Below are 14,802 nucleotides of genomic sequence, written 5' to 3' on the forward strand. Positions count from 1 at the left end.
TTGTCAGGTTTTGGGTTCTTTTTCGTTCTTGTAGGGCGGCCGCGGAATGTTCTGATGCGCCGCGCGCAGCGCCGCCGACCAGCGCGAGCGCAGATCGTGGAAATAGGGCTCGCCCGCCTCGATGCGATGGTTGAGATCGGCATCGCAAGCGTCTGCGCGCACGACCAGCACGTCGATGGGAAGACCGACGCCGAGGTTCGAGCGCATCGTCGAGTCCATCGAGATCAGGCCGGTCTTCAGCGCCTCGTAGAGCTCGACGTCGTAATGCATGGCGCGGTCGAGCACCGGCTTGCCGTATTTGTGCTCGCCGATCTGCAGGTATGGCGTGTCGGTGGTGCACTCGATGAAATTGCCGGCGGTGTAGACCATGAACAGGCGCATGCGCGCGCCCTTGATCTGGCCGCCGAACAGGAAGGAGACGTCGAAGGACACATCCTCGGATCTCAGCGCCGGCCCTTCGGTCGCGTGCACGGCCCGGATCGCCCGGCCGATGCGCTGGGCGGCCTGGAACATGGTCGGCGCGTTCATCAGCGTCTCGATCTCACCCGTGTTGGGGTCTTCCAGGCCCTCGGTCAGGGTGGAGAGCACTGACTGGCTGATGGCGAGATTGCCGGCGCTGGCGATCGCCATGATGCGATCGCCGGGCTTGGAGAAGATATGCAGCTTGCGGAAGGTCGAGACATTGTCGAGGCCGGCATTGGTGCGGGTGTCGGCGATCATGACCAGCCCGTCCCGAACCAGGATTCCACAACAATAGGTCATTTCCAGTCCCCGAACGCGTTTGCGCGGAATTACTAGCCAATTTCAAAGGGCTGGTCCAACCCCAATTCCCGGGGCGCGACGAGGTCATTCCGGGGCAGGTAAAGAAACTAGCTCTGCCGCTGCGACTGCGATTGCGACTGCCCGCCGCGGCCGGCCTGCTCGACCTTGACCGCGACCGTCAGCGTCTCTGCGCCGCCGCCATACCGGGTGCCGCGCACCGGTGCTGCGCCGAGATAATCGAGCCCGATCGCGACGCGGACATGGGCGTCGGTGGTGCAGATGCTGTTGGCGGGATCGAAGCCGACCCAGCCGAGGCCATCGACGTAAGCCTCAGCCCAGGCGTGGCCGGCGTCCTGGTGCACGCTGCCGTCGGAGCGCAGGAAGTGGCCGGAGACGAAGCGCGCCGGCACGCCACCAGTGCGGGCGCAGGCGATGAAGATATGCGCGTAGTCCTGACAGACGCCGCGCTTGAGCGTGAACGCCTCGGCCGCCGACGTGCCGCTGTTGGTCGGATCTTCGTCGAAGGTCATGTGGTCGCTGATTTGCGACATCAGCGTGTGCAGGAAGCCGAGCGTGTCGGTCTCGGCCTCGCTGCGCAATTGGCGCGCGACCGCTGCCATCGCGGGATTGACAGTCGTGAGATCGGTGGTGCGCAGAAACATGTCGGCGGGAAAGCGCTCGTCGGCGCCGCGCAGCACGCCCCCGGTATCGTGGGTCTCGATCAGCCCTTCGGCGGTGATCTTGATGTCGTCGACGGGCCCACAGGACAGCACATGGGTGACATTGCCGAAGGCGTCCTCATGGATGTCGAGCTTGGTGTCGGTCGAGACGTCGATCTGCCATTCCGCCACATATTGCCCGTCATGGCTGCACGGCGTCATGCGAAGGATCTGGATCACGCTCGTCGCGGCCGGCTCGTAGCGATAGGTGGTGGTGTGCAGGATTCGCAGGCGCATGGTGCTTCTAAGTCGGTCATTCCGGGATGGCGCGAAGCGCCAGACCCGGAATCTCGAGATTCCGGGTTCGATGCTTCGCATCGCCCCGGAATGACGAAGGGGTGAGTGGTTCGGTCCTGACTAGATCAAATACTGCTTCGTGATGATTTCGCCCAGCCTGGAGTTGTCCGCGATGAATTCCTGAATGAATTCATGCACGCCGTGCTGGAAAATGTCGTTCATGTTGCTGTGTTCCAGCCGGTTGCGGATGCCGCGGGCGTGGCGCTGCGCCGGGCCCTGGCGGCCATAGGCGACGCCGATCTGGTCGAGATTGCGCACGAGATTGTCGTAGCAGCTCGCAAGCGAGCGCGGCAGCGTGCCGTTGAGGATGAGCAGATCCGCGACCAGCCAAGGCTTCAGCGTCTCGCGGTAGACCCAGTGATAGGCCGTCAGCGCCGACACCGAGCGCAGGATCGAGCTCCACTGATAGAAGTCGAGCGGACCGCCGACGTGCTCCTCTTCGGGCAGCAGCACGTGATACTTGACGTCGAGAATGCGCGCGGTGTTGTCGGCGCGCTCCAGATGCAGGCCGAGGCGCGAGAACCAGTAGGCGTCGTTCCGCAGCATGGTCCGGTAGGCCGAGCCGTCGAAGCGCAGCGAGGTCTCCTGCACGAAGCGCAGGAACTTTGCCAGGTCCTCGCGTGTGGAGGTGCCCTTGCTCCAGACCGCCTGGAGCTCGATCCAGGCCGAGTTGATGGTGTCCCACATCTCGCTGGTCAGTGCGGTGCGCACCGAGCGCGAGTTCAGCCGCGCTGCCTCGATGCAGTTCCTGATCGACGACGGGTTGTCGGCCGAGAACGAGAGGTAGTCGACGACGTTGTGCTCGTTGGCCTCCTCGTGGGTCTGATAGAAGCTTTCCGCGACGCCGGCGGTGAGCAACGCGGAATCCCACTCGTTGGTTTTGCCGATATAGGCGGCGGGAAGCGCGGTGACGCGCAGGGTCGCATCGATGGTGCGCGCGAGGTATTCGGCCCGTTCGACGTAGCGGGCGAGCCAGTAGAGGTTTTCGGCGGTACGCGACAGCATCTCTCTACTCGTCCAAAATCCAGGTGTCTTTGGTGCCGCCGCCCTGGCTCGAATTCACCACGAGCGAACCTTCCTTCAGCGCAACACGCGTGAGCCCGCCCGGCACGATCGTCGTGCTCTTGCTGCCGGTGAGCACGAAGGGCCGCAGGTCGACGTGGCGCGGGGCGAGGCCGGAGGCCGTGCAGGTCGGGCAGGTCGAGAGCGCCAGCGTCGGCTGGGCGATAAAACCTTCCGGCTCGCGCTTGAGCTTCTCGCGGAAGGCTTCGATCGTCGCCTTGGTTGCGGCAGGACCGATCAGCATGCCGTAGCCGCCGGAGCCGTGTACTTCCTTCACGACGAGATCGCCGAGGTGGTCGAGCACGTAAGCGAGATCCTTCGGTTCGCGGCAGCGCCAGGTCTGTACGTTCTTCAGGATCGGCTCCTCGCCGAGGTAGAATTTCACGATCTCCGGCATGTAGGAGTAGATCGCCTTGTCGTCGGCGATGCCGGTGCCGACGGCGTTGGCGAGGGTGATGTTGCCGGCGGCATAAGCCGACATCAGCCCAGGCACGCCGAGCGCCGAGTCGGGCCGGAAGGTGAGGGGATCGAGGAAATCGTCGTCGACCCGGCGGTAGATCACGTCGACCCGTTTCACCCCTTCCGTCGTACGCATGAAGACTTCGTTGTTCTTGACGATGAGGTCGCGGCCTTCGACGAGCTCGATGCCGAGCTTGTCGGCGAGGAAGGAGTGCTCGTAATAGGCGGAGTTGTAGACGCCGGGCGTGAGGAGAGCGACCGTCGGTTCGCCCGAGGCACTGTTCGGCGCGACCGAGCGAAGCGCGGACAGCAGCTCATCCGGATAGCGCTCGACCGGCGCCACCCTGTGGCGGGCGAACAGATCCGGAAACAGCCGCATCATGATCTCGCGGTTTTCCAGCATGTAGGACACGCCGGACGGCGTGCGGGCGTTGTCCTCCAGCACGATGAAGTCCTCGGCATCGACCCTGATGATGTCGATGCCGGCGATGTGCACGTAGACGTCGTGCGGCACCTGCTGGCCATTCATCTCGGGCCGGAATACCGGGTTCTGGAAGATCAGATCGTCGGGCACGATCTCGGCCCGGAGGATGTCGCGGCCATGATAGATGTCGCGCAGGAACATGTTGAGCGCGCGGACGCGCTGCTTCAGGCCCTTCTCCAGCAGCGTCCATTCCTTGCCGGACATGATCCGCGGGATCACGTCGAACGGGATCAGGCGCTCGGTGGATTCGGAGTCACCATAGACCGCGAAGGTGATGCCGATGCGGCGGAACAGAAGTTCGGCCTCCTGGCGGCGATATTCGAGCGCCTCGGGAGGCGTCTCCTTGAGCCAGCGCGCCAGCTCCTGATAGGCGGGGCGAAGGTCCCCACCCGGAATATTCATTTCATCAAACGCGACTGCCATAGATCCCGACTTGTCTCCGCAAGGCGTTGCGCCATTTGACAGGTCGCGAGGCCTCGGTGAAGACCGCAACGTCCTGGCCATGCGGCAAGAGTGCATGACTTTGAGGAGGTAGCAAGGGCCGGGCCAGCGCGATAAGCATGGAGGAGAGGCATTTGTCGGGGATGGCCGGCGGCGTGCCTGAAAAAATGGCTGAGGACTGCTTATTTCGGCAGCAAAACCGCGTGACTTCAACGCGTTACCTCGGCAAAGTCGGGACCAGAGGTGAGGGACTTAAGGCATGAGCGAGATCGTCACGGCGGGCATTCTGGTCATCGGGGATGAAATCCTGTCCGGCCGGACCAAGGACAAGAATATTGGTTTCATCGCCGAATACCTGACCAATATCGGCATCGACCTCAAGGAAGTCCGGGTCGTTTCCGACGACGAGGACGATATCATCGCCGCGTTGAATGCACTGCGGACACGCTACACCTATGTGTTCACCACCGGCGGCATCGGGCCGACCCATGACGACATCACCGCCGACAGCGTCGCCAAAGCGTTCGGCGTCGGCATCGACCACCACCCCGAGGTCGTCGCGCGTTTCCGCGAGCGCTGGAGCGAGCAGGATCTCAACGAGGCCCGCCTGCGCATGGCCCGCATCCCCGACGGCGCCGAGCTGATCCAGAGCGCGACCATCCTCGCCCCCGGCTTCAAGATCGGCAATGTCATCGTCATGGCCGGCGTGCCCTCGATCATGCAGGCGATGATGGACATCGTCTCGCCCAAGCTGAAGTCCGGCGTCCGCATGCTGTCCGAATCGGTCCGCGCCAATGCCCGGGAAGGCGACATCGGCGGCCCGCTGCGAGCGATCGCGGCCGAGCACCCCGACACCATCATCGGCAGCTATCCCTTCATGGACGAGGAGCAAAAGCCGAACACCAATCTGGTGGTGCGTTCGCGCGATGCGGATAAGCTCGCGGCCGCGATGGCGGCGGTGAAGGACATGCTGACGGGATTGAACATCACCCGGTAGCAAATGGAGCTGCCGGCAGACGAATGCAGGAGACGACGATGGCTGGTGAAGCTCCAGAACCGAATGCGCAGGAGAAGGCCGGCAAGGCCTTCCCGGTTTCCTGGGACCAGTTCCACCGGGACTGCCGGGCACTGACCTGGCGGCTCAACGAGGTCGGCCCGTTCCACGCGGTGATCGCGATCACGCGCGGAGGCCTGGTGCCGGCTGCGATCGTGGCGCGCGAGCTCGGCGTGCGCGTGATCGATACGGTCTGCATCGCCAGCTATGATCACACCAAGCAGGGCGAGCTTCAGGTGCTGAAGGGCATTTCGGAGGCCGCGATGAAGCTGGGCGGCGGCACCGGCAAGGGGCTGCTGATCGTCGACGATCTCGTCGACACCGGCAAGACCGGCAGGCTGGTGCGCGAGATGCTGCCGGACGCACATTTCGCCACCGTCTACGCCAAGCCCAAGGGGCGTCCGCTGGTCGATACCTTCATCACCGAGGTGTCGCAGGACACCTGGATATTCTTTCCCTGGGACACTGCGCTGTCCTACCACCCGCCGCTTCGCGACGGCGCTGCGTGATGAATTGTCATTCCGGGGCGCGCGAGCGCGAACCCGGAATCTCGAGATTCCGGGTTCGGTCCTGCGGACCGCCCCGGAATGACGGCAGTTGAATAGGCGCGCTCATGCCCCTGCAAAACCGCGTCACGCCCACCGGCGACATCATCGCCACCCCGCATCGCGGTCTGTTCACCGGCAATCGCGGCATCATCCATGATCCCGCGACGAAGACGCTTCTGAAGAAGCGCTGGTCGACGCCGGCTTGGCTGACCTGCACCTGCGAATTCCGCGGCCGCCGCCGCGAGGTGATGGCGCAGCGAAGCTGGACCGAGCTGTTTTTCCTCGATGAAGCCACCGCGCTCGCCGCCGGGCACCGTCCGTGCTTCTATTGCCGACGCGACGATGCCAATCGCTTCCGCGCCGCGTGGGAGAAAGGCAACCGCGTGCACGACGTCCGCATGCACGATATCGACACGGTGCTGCACCATGAGCGGCTCGATCACGGCAAGAAGCGGTTGCACGTGCTGCTGATGCCGTTCGACCAATTGCCTGAGGGCGCGATGGTGCAATCGGGCGAGGAGAGTTTTCTGGTGACGCAAGGCAGGGCGTTGCTGTGGTCGCCGGCCGGTTATGTCGCGGTGGAGCATCCGCCGGACGAAGCGGCGTTGCTGACGCCACCGTCGACGCTACGCACGATGAACGCTGGCTATCAGCCGGTGCTGCATCCGACCGCGTCGTCCTAGCGCAGCGGCCTTGCCCTCCACCATCACCCCAGCTTCTCCCGAGCCAGCGCCGCGCCTGCACCGAGCGCCATCAGCTTGGCTTCCGCGATCTCGCGCCGCATCGGCGCCATGCCGCAATTGGTGGTGGCGATGATGTTGCTCTTGGGCACGAATTTGGACACCTCGTCGATCACCGTCACGACGTCTTCCGCGGTCTCGACCGTATCGCTGGCGACGTCGATCACGCCGGCCTGCACGATCTTGGTCTTGAGCAGCGCGAGCAGATCGAGCGGCACCTTCGAATTGCGGCACTCGATCGCGACCTGCTGGATCGGGCTGGCATCGATCGCCGGAAAAATCTGCTCATACTGCCGCCATTGCGTGCCGAGCGTTTCCTTCCAGTCGGTGTTAGCCTTGATGCCGTAGCCGTAGCAGATGTGCACCGCGGTGGCGCAGGTGAGCCCTTGCGCGGCGCGCTCCAGCGCCTTGATGCCCCAGTCGTTGACCTCGTCCATGTAGACGTTGAAAGCGGGCTCGTCGAACTGCACGAGATCGACGCCGTCGGCCTGCAGCGCCTTGGCTTCCTCGTTCAAGGCCTCGGCGAAGGCGAAGGCCATCTTGACGCGGTCGCCATAGTAACGGTCGGCGATGGTGTCGACGATGGTCATCGGGCCGGGCAGGGTGAATTTCAGCTTCTTCTTCGTGTGCGTGCGCGCGACACGTGCTTCGTCGGCATGGACGCGGTCCTTCAGCCGCAGCGGCGCCACCACCTGCGGCACCATCGCCTTGTAGCGATCCTTGCGGATGCCCATCTCGACCTTGTGGGCGAAATCGATGCCGTCGATCTTCTCCAGAAAACCGTGCACGAAATGCTGCCGGGCCTGCTCGCCCTCGGTGACGATGTCGATCCCGGCGTCTTCCTGGATCTTCAGCCAGATTAGCGTCGCGTCGCGCTTGGCGCGGAGAAGCTCGTCACCTTGCGACTTCCAGGGCGCCCAGAGCATGTTGGGCTCGGCGAGCCATTCCGGCTTGGGCAAGGAGCCGGCGATCGTCGTTGGAAACAGCATGGGTCCCTCCCGGCGGGTTCTGTTGCGCCCCCTTCTGCCATGTCTTAACGTCGGGGTACAGAGGTGCGCAGGGACTGTTCGGGCAGAAAGGCGACGACTTATCGCCACGCCGTCATTGCGAGGAGCTCTTGCGACGAAGCAATCCAGACTGCCACTGCGGAGACGGTCTGGATTGCTTCGCTTCGCTCGCAATGACGGAGGAGAGAGCGAGACAGAATAAAAGCGACAAGGGAAACGCCATGATCGAATTCTTCTTCGACTGTTCCAGCCCGTGGACCTATCTCGCCTTCCACAACATCCAGCCTTTGGCGAAGGAGCTCGGCGCAGCAATCACCTGGCGGCCGATCCTGGTCGGCGGCATCTTCAACACCGTCAATCCGAGCGTCTACGCGCAGCGGGAGAAGCCGGTGCCGCTGAAGGCGCGCTACATGAAGAAGGACCTGCAGGACTGGGCGCGATCGGCGCGGCTGGCGATCAAGATGCCGCCGACGGTGTTTCCGGTAAACAGTGTCAAGGCGATGCGCGGCTGCATCTGGCTGGGAAAGGACATGGTGCCGTTCGCAACCGCCTTGTTCGAAACCTATTGGGGCGGCGACAAGGACATCTCGCAGGATGCGGTGCTGGCCGAGATCTGCAAGAAAGTTGGCGTCGACGAGCAAAAGTTCTTCGCCGGTATCTCCGAGCAAGCGATCAAGGATCAGCTCAAGGCCAACACGGAAGAGGTCGTCGCGCGCGGCGGCTTCGGCTCGCCGACGATCTTCGTCAATAAGACCGACATGTATTTTGGCAATGATCGCCTGCCGCTGATCCGCGAGGCGCTACTGCGCAGCAAGGCGAGCGCAGCCTGATGGTGCGGGCCGTCGTCTGCCGCGCGCTCGGAGCGCCCGAAACGCTGCGGCTGGAAGAGTTTCCCTCGCGCGCCTTGAAGCCGGGCGAGGTTCGCGTCGCGATCCGCGCCGCCGGGTTGAATTTTCCTGACGTGCTGATGGCGGCCGGCGAATACCAGCTCAAGCCCGAGCTGCCGTTCACGCCTGGCATGGAAGCCGCCGGCAACGTGACCGAAGTCGGTGCGGAGGCGAAGAGCGTTGCCGTTGGCGACAAGGTCATCGTCAAGATGCGCCATGGCGCCTTCACCGACGAAGCAGTCGTGACGCCGTCGCAGCTCACGCCGATGCCGTCGACCTTCGACTATGCGGAAGCGGCGACCTATCTCGCGGGTCACGGCACCGCCTATCACGCGCTGATCGATCGCGGGCGGGTCGAGCCGGGCGAGGTGCTGCTGGTGCACGGCGCCGGCGGCGGCGTCGGTCTTGCGGCGGTCGAGATCGGCAAGATGCTGGGGGCGACCGTGATTGCGACGGCTTCCAGCGACGAAAAGCTGGCGATTGCGAAAGCGCGCGGCGCCGACCATCTCGTGCGCTACGATCGCGAGCCGTTTCGCGATGCCGTCAAGCGCATCACCGACGGCCGCGGCGCCGACGTGGTGTTCGATCCCGTCGGCGGCGAGGTGTTTGAGAATTCGATGCGCTGCATCGCCTGGGGCGCGCGGCTGCTGGTGATCGGTTTTACGGGCGGGATCGGCTCGGCCAAGACCAATTTGTTGTTGATCAAGGGCGCCAGCGTGCTCGGCGTGCGCGCCGGCGAGGCCGTGCGGAAAAATCCCGCGCTTGGCGAGGTGCGCCTGAAGGCGCTGCTGCAATGGGCAGAGGAGGGCAAGTTGCGTCCGAATATCTCGCACCGCATGCCGCTGGAAGATTACGCCAAGGCGATGCGGCTGTTGCTCGACCGCAAGGCGATCGGGCGCGTGGCGCTGGTGATGGAGTGACGGTGCCGTAGGGTGGGCAAAGGCGCGCTTGCGCCGTGCCCGCCATCGATCGGCGGCGGAGAACAAAATGGTGGGCACGCTTTCGCTTTGCCCACCCTGTACCCTTCTGAGGGTTCGAGACCAGTCTATTGATATAGACTGGTCGCGCGGACCGGTCCGCTGGGAGCAGCCTTGCCCACCAGTGCCTTGAGCACCTCCGTAGGAACAGCGCCCCGGCGGAGCGGCCGCGATCGAGATCCAGTAGGAGGTCATGCGCCGAGAGCGCCAGTACAGGGATCGATCGAGATCGCGGTGGTCCGCCTTGAGAACGCGGAGGTCGCAACAATGATGGAAGATGTGCACTGGTTCGTCGGGATCGATTGGGCAACGCAGAGCCATAGCGTTTGCCTGCTGGATGCCGAAGGAAGACGAATAGCTCAGCATGAGTTCGCCCATGGCGGCGCTGGGCTGACGGAGTTGCGCGATTGGTTGCTTGAGAAAACCAGGGCTGCTCCGGGACAGATCGCAGTGGCGATCGAGATGCCGCATGGCCCGGTCGTGGAGATGCTGCTCGAGCATGGATTTGCGGTCTTTGCCATCAATCCCAAGCAGCTCGACCGCTTCCGTGATCGCTTCACGGTGGCTGGCGCCAAGGACGACCGCCGCGATGCCCATGTGCTCGGAGGCTCGCTACGCACGGACCGTGCAGCCTTCCGCCAGCTTGCGGCCGACGATCCGGTGATCATCGAGCTGCGCGAGTGGTCGCGCATGGCGGACGAGCTGACGCAGGAGCGCACGCGTCTTGCCAATCGCCTGCGCCAGCAGTTGTGGCGGTATTATCCGCAGGCCGCCAAGCTGACCGACGATGTCGCCGACGCGTGGTTCCTGGCGCTTTGGCAGAAGGTGCCGACCCCGGCCCGGGCGGCCAAAGCCAGTGAGAAAGCCATCGCGCGCGTTCTCACTGCCTATCGTATCCGCCGTCTCGACGCCGCGACGGTGCTCAGGACTTTGCGCGAGGCACCGCTGTTCGTGGCGCCGGGCACGACGGAGGCCGCCTGTGCCCACATCCGCAGCCTTGCGGCGCGGCTGCATCTGGTCAATCAGCAGATCAAGGAGGCCCATCAGAGTCTGGACCGTCTCTGTGCCGAGCTCGAGGGCAAGGAGAATCCGTCGGGGCAGAGTTCGGAGCAGTGCGACGTGACGATCCTACGCTCCTGGCCAGGAATCGGCAGGGTCAATCTCGCCACACTGCTTGCCGAGGCCGCAGAGCCTCTGCGCAGACGAAATTACCACGCCTTGCGCGCTTTGGCAGGGGCTGCGCCGGTGACACGGCAGAGCGGCAAGCAGCGCTTTGTGGTCCGCCGCCTCGCCTGCAACAGACGGCTGCAGAGCGCTCTCCATCACTGGTCCCGTGTCGCTATCCAGCACGATGCGGCCACCCGGCGACGATATGATGCTTTGCGACAACGAGGACATGGCCACGCGCGGGCTCTACGCAGCGTCGGCGATCGCCTGCTCTTTGCCCTATGCACGACGCTCGAGCGTCAGACCCCTTACGATGCGGATTACAACACAAAAACGTCAGAAAAAGCCTGAACCCTATTCCTTTGTTCGGCCTGGCGAGACCATTCCTTCGTCCCGACCTGCCGATCGCTAGAGCGTCGCGCGCAGACGCCGTCCAGGATGCCGCCGGCACCGGCAAAGCCGGCGCGAAGCGTCCTGGACGGCGTCGAGCACGGCGCTATGCTCGCCAATCAACGGACATCAACGGACCCTGACCCTCTTGACTACGGGTAGGAGGTCCTGTGAGAGTTTCACTCGTACTCCCGCTCGTTCCACCACGGGAAATAGTCCGGCATATCGCTCGACACCTTGTTCTTGAACTGCGCCGGCCGCTTCTCCAGGAACGACACCACGCCTTCCTTCACATCCTCCGAGCGGCCGCGGGCATAGATGCCGCGGCTGTCGACCTTGTGAGCCTCCATCGGATCGTCCGCGCCCATCATGCGCCACATCATCTGGCGGATCAGTGCCACCGAGACCGGCGCGGTCTTGGCTGCAAACTCCTTGGCGAGCGCGCGGGCGGTCGGCAGCAGATCATCCGGCGCCACGACCTTGCTGACGAGGCGGCCGGCCAGCGCTTCCTGCGCCGGGAAGACGCGGCCGGAATAGCACCATTCCAGCGCCTGCGAGATTCCGACGATGCGGGGCAGGAACCAGCTCGAGGCCGCCTCCGGCACGATGCCGCGCTGGGAGAACACGAAGCCGAAGCGCGCAGCGTCCGAGGCAATGCGGATGTCCATCGCGAGCTGCATGGTGACGCCGATGCCGACCGCGGGGCCGTTCACCGCGGCGATCACGGGCTTCAGGCACTTGAAAATGCGCAAGGTCACCTGGCCACCGCCGTCGCGGACCTGCGGATCGCTGTAATCGACCTTGCCGTCGGCAAAACGCTTCACCGGCCCGCGCCGCGCGTCGCGATCAAAGGTGTCGGCGCCTGACGACAGATCGGCGCCCGCGCAAAAGCCGCGGCCAGCGCCGGTGACGATGATGGCGCGGACATTGTCGTCCTTGTCGGCGGCGTCGAACGCGTCGATCAGCTCGGCCTGCATCTGCGCGTTAAAGGCGTTGAGCTTGTCGTGCCGGTTCAGCGTGATGGTGAGGATCTGCTCGGCGACCTCGTATTTGATCGTCTCATACGCCATGGCGGTTTCCTTCCTTATCTTTTTGTCGGTCTCTCTAGCACGTCATTCCGGGGCGCGCGAAGCGCGAGCTACGGTGCGCAATTGCGCACCGTAGCTCGCGCCAAGAGGGCGCAACCCGGAATGACTGAACTGCAGCTACTTTGCCGGCGGCTTGGGCCAGGGCTGCTGCGCGCCGCGCAGGCCCTCGAACGCTTTGGCCATGCCCAGCACGCCGATATCGTCGAAGCGGCGCCCGACGATCTGCACGCCGATGGGAAAACCCTTGGCGTCGAAGCCGCCATTGATGGAGACCGCCGGGTTCTCCGACATATTCCATGGCACGGTATAGCAGATGTGCTCGAACGGCCGCATCGGATCGTTGGTCGGCGAGGCCCATTCCGCTGGATAATTCACGTTCGGCGCGGTCGGCGAGATCACATAGTCGAGCTCGCAGAACAGCTTTGACGCCGCCGCGCGGATCGTCATGGTCTGGTTGAAGCCGCGGATGACGTCGACGCCCGACAGCTTTGCGCCGGACTCGCCCCATTTGAAGATGTAGGGCAGCACCTTTGCCTGTTCGGCCGGCGTCAGCTTCGACAGATCGTCCCACATCCGCGCGCGCCAGAAGTTGTCGAGACCATCGAGCATCTCGCGCGTGAGGATACCGTCGACCTCGGTGACGACGCTACCTGCGGATTCGAACGCCTTTGCGGCGCTCACCGCGACGTCACGGACCGGCTTTTCCGCGGGCAGGCCGACGCCGGCATCGAGCATCAGGCCGATGCGGAGTTTGCGCGGAGATTTTTCCAATCCCTTCCAGTTCAAGGGCTCGGCGGGCAGGCTCATGCCGTCGCGCCGGTCGGGCTTTGCGATCACGCTCATCATCAGCGCGCAATCGTCGACCGTGCGGGTCATGGGGCCGGCGACGCGGCCGACATAGGTCGGGTCGATCGGCACGCGGCCAAAGCTCGGCTTCAAGCCGACGAGACCGCACCAGCCCGCGGGCAGGCGCACCGAGCCGCCGATATCGGTGCCGAGATGCAGCGGGCCATAGCCGGCCGCCGCAGCAGCGCCAGCGCCTGCGCTGGAGCCGCCGGGATTCTTGGAGAGGTCCCATGGATTGCGCGTGAGCGCGTGGAAAGAGGAGAGCCCCGAGGACAACATGCCGTAATCGGGCATGGTGGTTTTGGCGAAGATGACCGCGCCAGCCTCGCGCAGCCGCGCGGCCGGCGGGGCATCCTTCTCGGCCGGGACGAGCTTGACGCTGGCGGCGCCGAGCGGCACCGGCACGCCCTTGGTCGCGATATTGTCCTTGACCGTGACAGGCACGCCGTCGAGTGGGCCGGACGGCTCGCCGCCGGTCCAGCGCGCGGTCGAGGCCGCGGCCACCCCGCGCGCGCTGTCGGGATCGAACGCATAGAGCGCCTTGAGGTGCGGTTCCCACGCAGCGACGTGCGCGAGCAAATCCTCGAGCACCTCGCTTGGCGAGAACTGTTTTGCGCGATAGCCCGCGATCAGATCGACCGCGGAGAGATCGTGCAGCGAGGTGACCGCCTCTTCGACGCTCTTTTTCTGCATTGCTAGACTACCGGCATGCGCGTTTCGATGATGCGGGCGAACATGCTGGCGCCGATCGGCAGGATCTTGTCGTCGAGCACGAAGCCGGGATTGTGCACGGGCACCGAACCGTCATGGCCGACCCAGAAATAGGCGCCGGGAATGGTCTGCAGCATGTCGGCAAAGTCCTCGCTTCCCATCTTTGGCTGGCTGCGGGTGATCACCTTGGCGGGGTCGACGATGGTGCGTGCGACGTCCTCGACCACCTTGGACTGCTCGACCTGGTTGACCAGCACACCAAAGGTGTCACGGATGTCGGCCTCGATCTCGCACTGGAAGGTCGCGGCGATGCCGGCGCAGATCGTGCGGATGCGTTCGCTGATCAGGGCGCGGACTTCATCCGAGAAGGTTCGAATGGTGCCGCAGAGATGCGCTTCGCCGGGAATGACGTTGTAGGCGGAGCCGGCATGGATCTGGGTGATCGACACGACCGCAGCCTGGAGCGGCTCGACGTTGCGGCTGACGACGGTCTGGATCGCCTGTGCCAGCGTGGTCGCGATGATCACCGCGTCCTTGGAGCGCTCGGGCATCGCGCCATGCGCGCCATAACCGGTGATGCGGAGATCGAAGAAGTCGGCGCCGGCCATTGCCGGTCCCGGCAGGATCGCGATCTCGCCGAGATTGAGGTCGGGGGCGTTGTGCAGGCCGTAGAGCTCGTCGCAGGGGAATTTCTCGAACAGGCCGTCCTTGATCATCGCGCGGGCGCCGCCGAGGCCTTCCTCGGCCGGCTGGAAGATCAGGTGCACAGTGCCGTCGAAGTTCCTGGTCTCGGCGAGGTAGCGCGCGGTGCCGAGCAGCATGGTGGTGTGGCCGTCATGCCCGCAGCCGTGGAAGCGGCCGGGGATCTTCGAGCTCCATTTGAGATTGGTGTTCTCCTCCATCGGCAGCGCGTCCATGTCGGCGCGCAGGCCAATGCGCTTGCCGCTGGAGCCCTTGCCCTTGATGACGCCGATCACGCCGGTGCCGCCGAGGCCGCGATGCACTTCGATGCCCCAGCCCTTCAGCTTGTCGGCGACGATGCCGGAGGTGCGGACCTCCTCGAACCCGATCTCGGGATGGGCGTGGATGTCGCGGCGGATGGCAGTGAGTTCGTCGGCATAGCCGTCGATGCGATCAATGGTGGGCATATGTCCTGTCCGGTT

At 64.4% G+C, this 14,802-nt stretch carries 14 protein-coding genes; 6 read left to right on the forward strand and 8 right to left on the reverse strand.

All coding sequences use genetic code 11. The features are described 5' to 3' along the window. Window positions 1-3: 3 nt before the first annotated feature. From JJC00_RS15575 to JJC00_RS15590, 4 genes are all read right to left on the reverse strand, one after another. Window positions 4-762 carry a proteasome-type protease gene (locus JJC00_RS15575; RefSeq protein WP_094895555.1) on the reverse strand — a complete coding sequence of 253 codons (759 nt, stop codon included), beginning with the start codon at window positions 760-762 and terminating at the stop codon, window positions 4-6. A 107-nt stretch (window positions 763-869) separates the two neighbouring features. Continuing rightward, window positions 870-1,718, reverse strand: coding sequence for a transglutaminase family protein (locus tag JJC00_RS15580; protein WP_200473414.1), 849 nt, complete (start codon window positions 1,716-1,718; stop codon window positions 870-872). A 120-nt stretch (window positions 1,719-1,838) separates the two neighbouring features. Further along, complete coding sequence (locus JJC00_RS15585) at window positions 1,839-2,783, reverse strand: alpha-E domain-containing protein (RefSeq protein ID WP_027535663.1); 945 nt, start codon at window positions 2,781-2,783, stop codon at window positions 1,839-1,841. Between the two features lie 4 nt (window positions 2,784-2,787). Continuing rightward, window positions 2,788-4,206, reverse strand: coding sequence for a circularly permuted type 2 ATP-grasp protein (locus JJC00_RS15590; protein WP_200473415.1), 1,419 nt, complete (start codon window positions 4,204-4,206; stop codon window positions 2,788-2,790). 277 nt (window positions 4,207-4,483) lie between these two features. Between JJC00_RS15590 and JJC00_RS15595 the strand changes: the two genes are divergently transcribed. The 3 genes from JJC00_RS15595 (at window position 4,484) to JJC00_RS15605 (ending at window position 6,509) form a co-directional block, all read left to right on the forward strand. Then, window positions 4,484-5,221 (forward strand): competence/damage-inducible protein A, encoded by a 738-nt coding sequence (locus tag JJC00_RS15595; protein WP_200473416.1) that lies wholly within the window; start codon window positions 4,484-4,486, stop codon window positions 5,219-5,221. A gap of 38 nt (window positions 5,222-5,259) precedes the next feature. Continuing rightward, the gene (gene gpt, locus JJC00_RS15600) at window positions 5,260-5,787 is read left to right on the forward strand and encodes a xanthine phosphoribosyltransferase (RefSeq protein WP_200473417.1); all 528 of its coding nucleotides are present in this window, start codon (window positions 5,260-5,262) and stop codon (window positions 5,785-5,787) included. A 104-nt stretch (window positions 5,788-5,891) separates the two neighbouring features. Then, window positions 5,892-6,509, forward strand: a complete 618-nt coding sequence (locus JJC00_RS15605; RefSeq protein WP_200473418.1) for a hypothetical protein — start codon at window positions 5,892-5,894, stop codon at window positions 6,507-6,509. Window positions 6,510-6,532: 23 nt separating this feature from the next. On the opposite strand, the gene JJC00_RS15610 is transcribed toward JJC00_RS15605, so the two are convergent. Then, window positions 6,533-7,555, reverse strand: coding sequence for a methionine synthase (locus JJC00_RS15610; RefSeq protein ID WP_200473419.1), 1,023 nt, complete (start codon window positions 7,553-7,555; stop codon window positions 6,533-6,535). Window positions 7,556-7,794: 239 nt separating this feature from the next. Here JJC00_RS15610 and JJC00_RS15615 point away from each other — a divergent pair, with 239 nt between their 5' ends. From JJC00_RS15615 to JJC00_RS15625, 3 genes are all read left to right on the forward strand, one after another. Next, entirely contained in the window at window positions 7,795-8,403 is a 609-nt protein-coding gene (locus JJC00_RS15615) for a 2-hydroxychromene-2-carboxylate isomerase (RefSeq protein WP_200473420.1), read from the forward strand. After that, window positions 8,403-9,380, forward strand: a complete 978-nt coding sequence (locus tag JJC00_RS15620; RefSeq protein WP_200473421.1) for an NADPH:quinone oxidoreductase family protein — start codon at window positions 8,403-8,405, stop codon at window positions 9,378-9,380. Before JJC00_RS15615 ends, JJC00_RS15620 begins: the two co-directional genes overlap by 1 nt. A gap of 327 nt (window positions 9,381-9,707) precedes the next feature. Continuing rightward, on the forward strand, window positions 9,708-10,955 hold the full coding sequence (locus JJC00_RS15625; protein ID WP_246774273.1) for an IS110 family transposase: 1,248 nt from the start codon (window positions 9,708-9,710) through the stop codon (window positions 10,953-10,955). 218 nt (window positions 10,956-11,173) lie between these two features. Here JJC00_RS15625 and JJC00_RS15630 read toward each other — a convergent pair whose 3' ends face one another. The 3 genes from JJC00_RS15630 to JJC00_RS15640 all read right to left on the reverse strand — a co-directional run bounded on the left by JJC00_RS15630 (window position 11,174) and on the right by JJC00_RS15640 (window position 14,787). Next, window positions 11,174-12,064 (reverse strand): crotonase/enoyl-CoA hydratase family protein, encoded by an 891-nt coding sequence (locus JJC00_RS15630; protein ID WP_200473423.1) that lies wholly within the window; start codon window positions 12,062-12,064, stop codon window positions 11,174-11,176. Window positions 12,065-12,199: 135 nt separating this feature from the next. Continuing rightward, window positions 12,200-13,621, reverse strand: coding sequence for an amidase (locus JJC00_RS15635; RefSeq protein WP_200473424.1), 1,422 nt, complete (start codon window positions 13,619-13,621; stop codon window positions 12,200-12,202). Between the two features lie 2 nt (window positions 13,622-13,623). After that, window positions 13,624-14,787, reverse strand: coding sequence for a M20 aminoacylase family protein (locus JJC00_RS15640; RefSeq protein ID WP_200473425.1), 1,164 nt, complete (start codon window positions 14,785-14,787; stop codon window positions 13,624-13,626). Window positions 14,788-14,802: the final 15 nt, after the last annotated feature.

It is taken from the genome of Bradyrhizobium diazoefficiens (genome assembly GCF_016616885.1).
Lineage (GTDB): Bacteria > Pseudomonadota > Alphaproteobacteria > Rhizobiales > Xanthobacteraceae > Bradyrhizobium > Bradyrhizobium diazoefficiens_F.

What these genes read in the sequence shown, in the direction of transcription:
- JJC00_RS15575 (WP_094895555.1), bottom strand. Translation starts at nt 762, where the DNA reads ATGACCTATTGTTGTGGAATCCTGGTTCGGGACGGGCTGGTCATGATC.
- JJC00_RS15580 (WP_200473414.1), bottom strand. Translation starts at nt 1,718, where the DNA reads ATGCGCCTGCGAATCCTGCACACCACCACCTATCGCTACGAGCCGGCC.
- JJC00_RS15585 (WP_027535663.1), bottom strand. Translation starts at nt 2,783, where the DNA reads ATGCTGTCGCGTACCGCCGAAAACCTCTACTGGCTCGCCCGCTACGTC.
- JJC00_RS15590 (WP_200473415.1), bottom strand. Translation starts at nt 4,206, where the DNA reads ATGGCAGTCGCGTTTGATGAAATGAATATTCCGGGTGGGGACCTTCGC.
- JJC00_RS15595 (WP_200473416.1), top strand. Translation starts at nt 4,484, where the DNA reads ATGAGCGAGATCGTCACGGCGGGCATTCTGGTCATCGGGGATGAAATC.
- gpt (WP_200473417.1), top strand. Translation starts at nt 5,260, where the DNA reads ATGGCTGGTGAAGCTCCAGAACCGAATGCGCAGGAGAAGGCCGGCAAG.
- JJC00_RS15605 (WP_200473418.1), top strand. Translation starts at nt 5,892, where the DNA reads ATGCCCCTGCAAAACCGCGTCACGCCCACCGGCGACATCATCGCCACC.
- JJC00_RS15610 (WP_200473419.1), bottom strand. Translation starts at nt 7,555, where the DNA reads ATGCTGTTTCCAACGACGATCGCCGGCTCCTTGCCCAAGCCGGAATGG.
- JJC00_RS15615 (WP_200473420.1), top strand. Translation starts at nt 7,795, where the DNA reads ATGATCGAATTCTTCTTCGACTGTTCCAGCCCGTGGACCTATCTCGCC.
- JJC00_RS15620 (WP_200473421.1), top strand. Translation starts at nt 8,403, where the DNA reads ATGGTGCGGGCCGTCGTCTGCCGCGCGCTCGGAGCGCCCGAAACGCTG.
- JJC00_RS15625 (WP_246774273.1), top strand. Translation starts at nt 9,708, where the DNA reads ATGGAAGATGTGCACTGGTTCGTCGGGATCGATTGGGCAACGCAGAGC.
- JJC00_RS15630 (WP_200473423.1), bottom strand. Translation starts at nt 12,064, where the DNA reads ATGGCGTATGAGACGATCAAATACGAGGTCGCCGAGCAGATCCTCACC.
- JJC00_RS15635 (WP_200473424.1), bottom strand. Translation starts at nt 13,621, where the DNA reads ATGCAGAAAAAGAGCGTCGAAGAGGCGGTCACCTCGCTGCACGATCTC.
- JJC00_RS15640 (WP_200473425.1), bottom strand. Translation starts at nt 14,787, where the DNA reads ATGCCCACCATTGATCGCATCGACGGCTATGCCGACGAACTCACTGCC.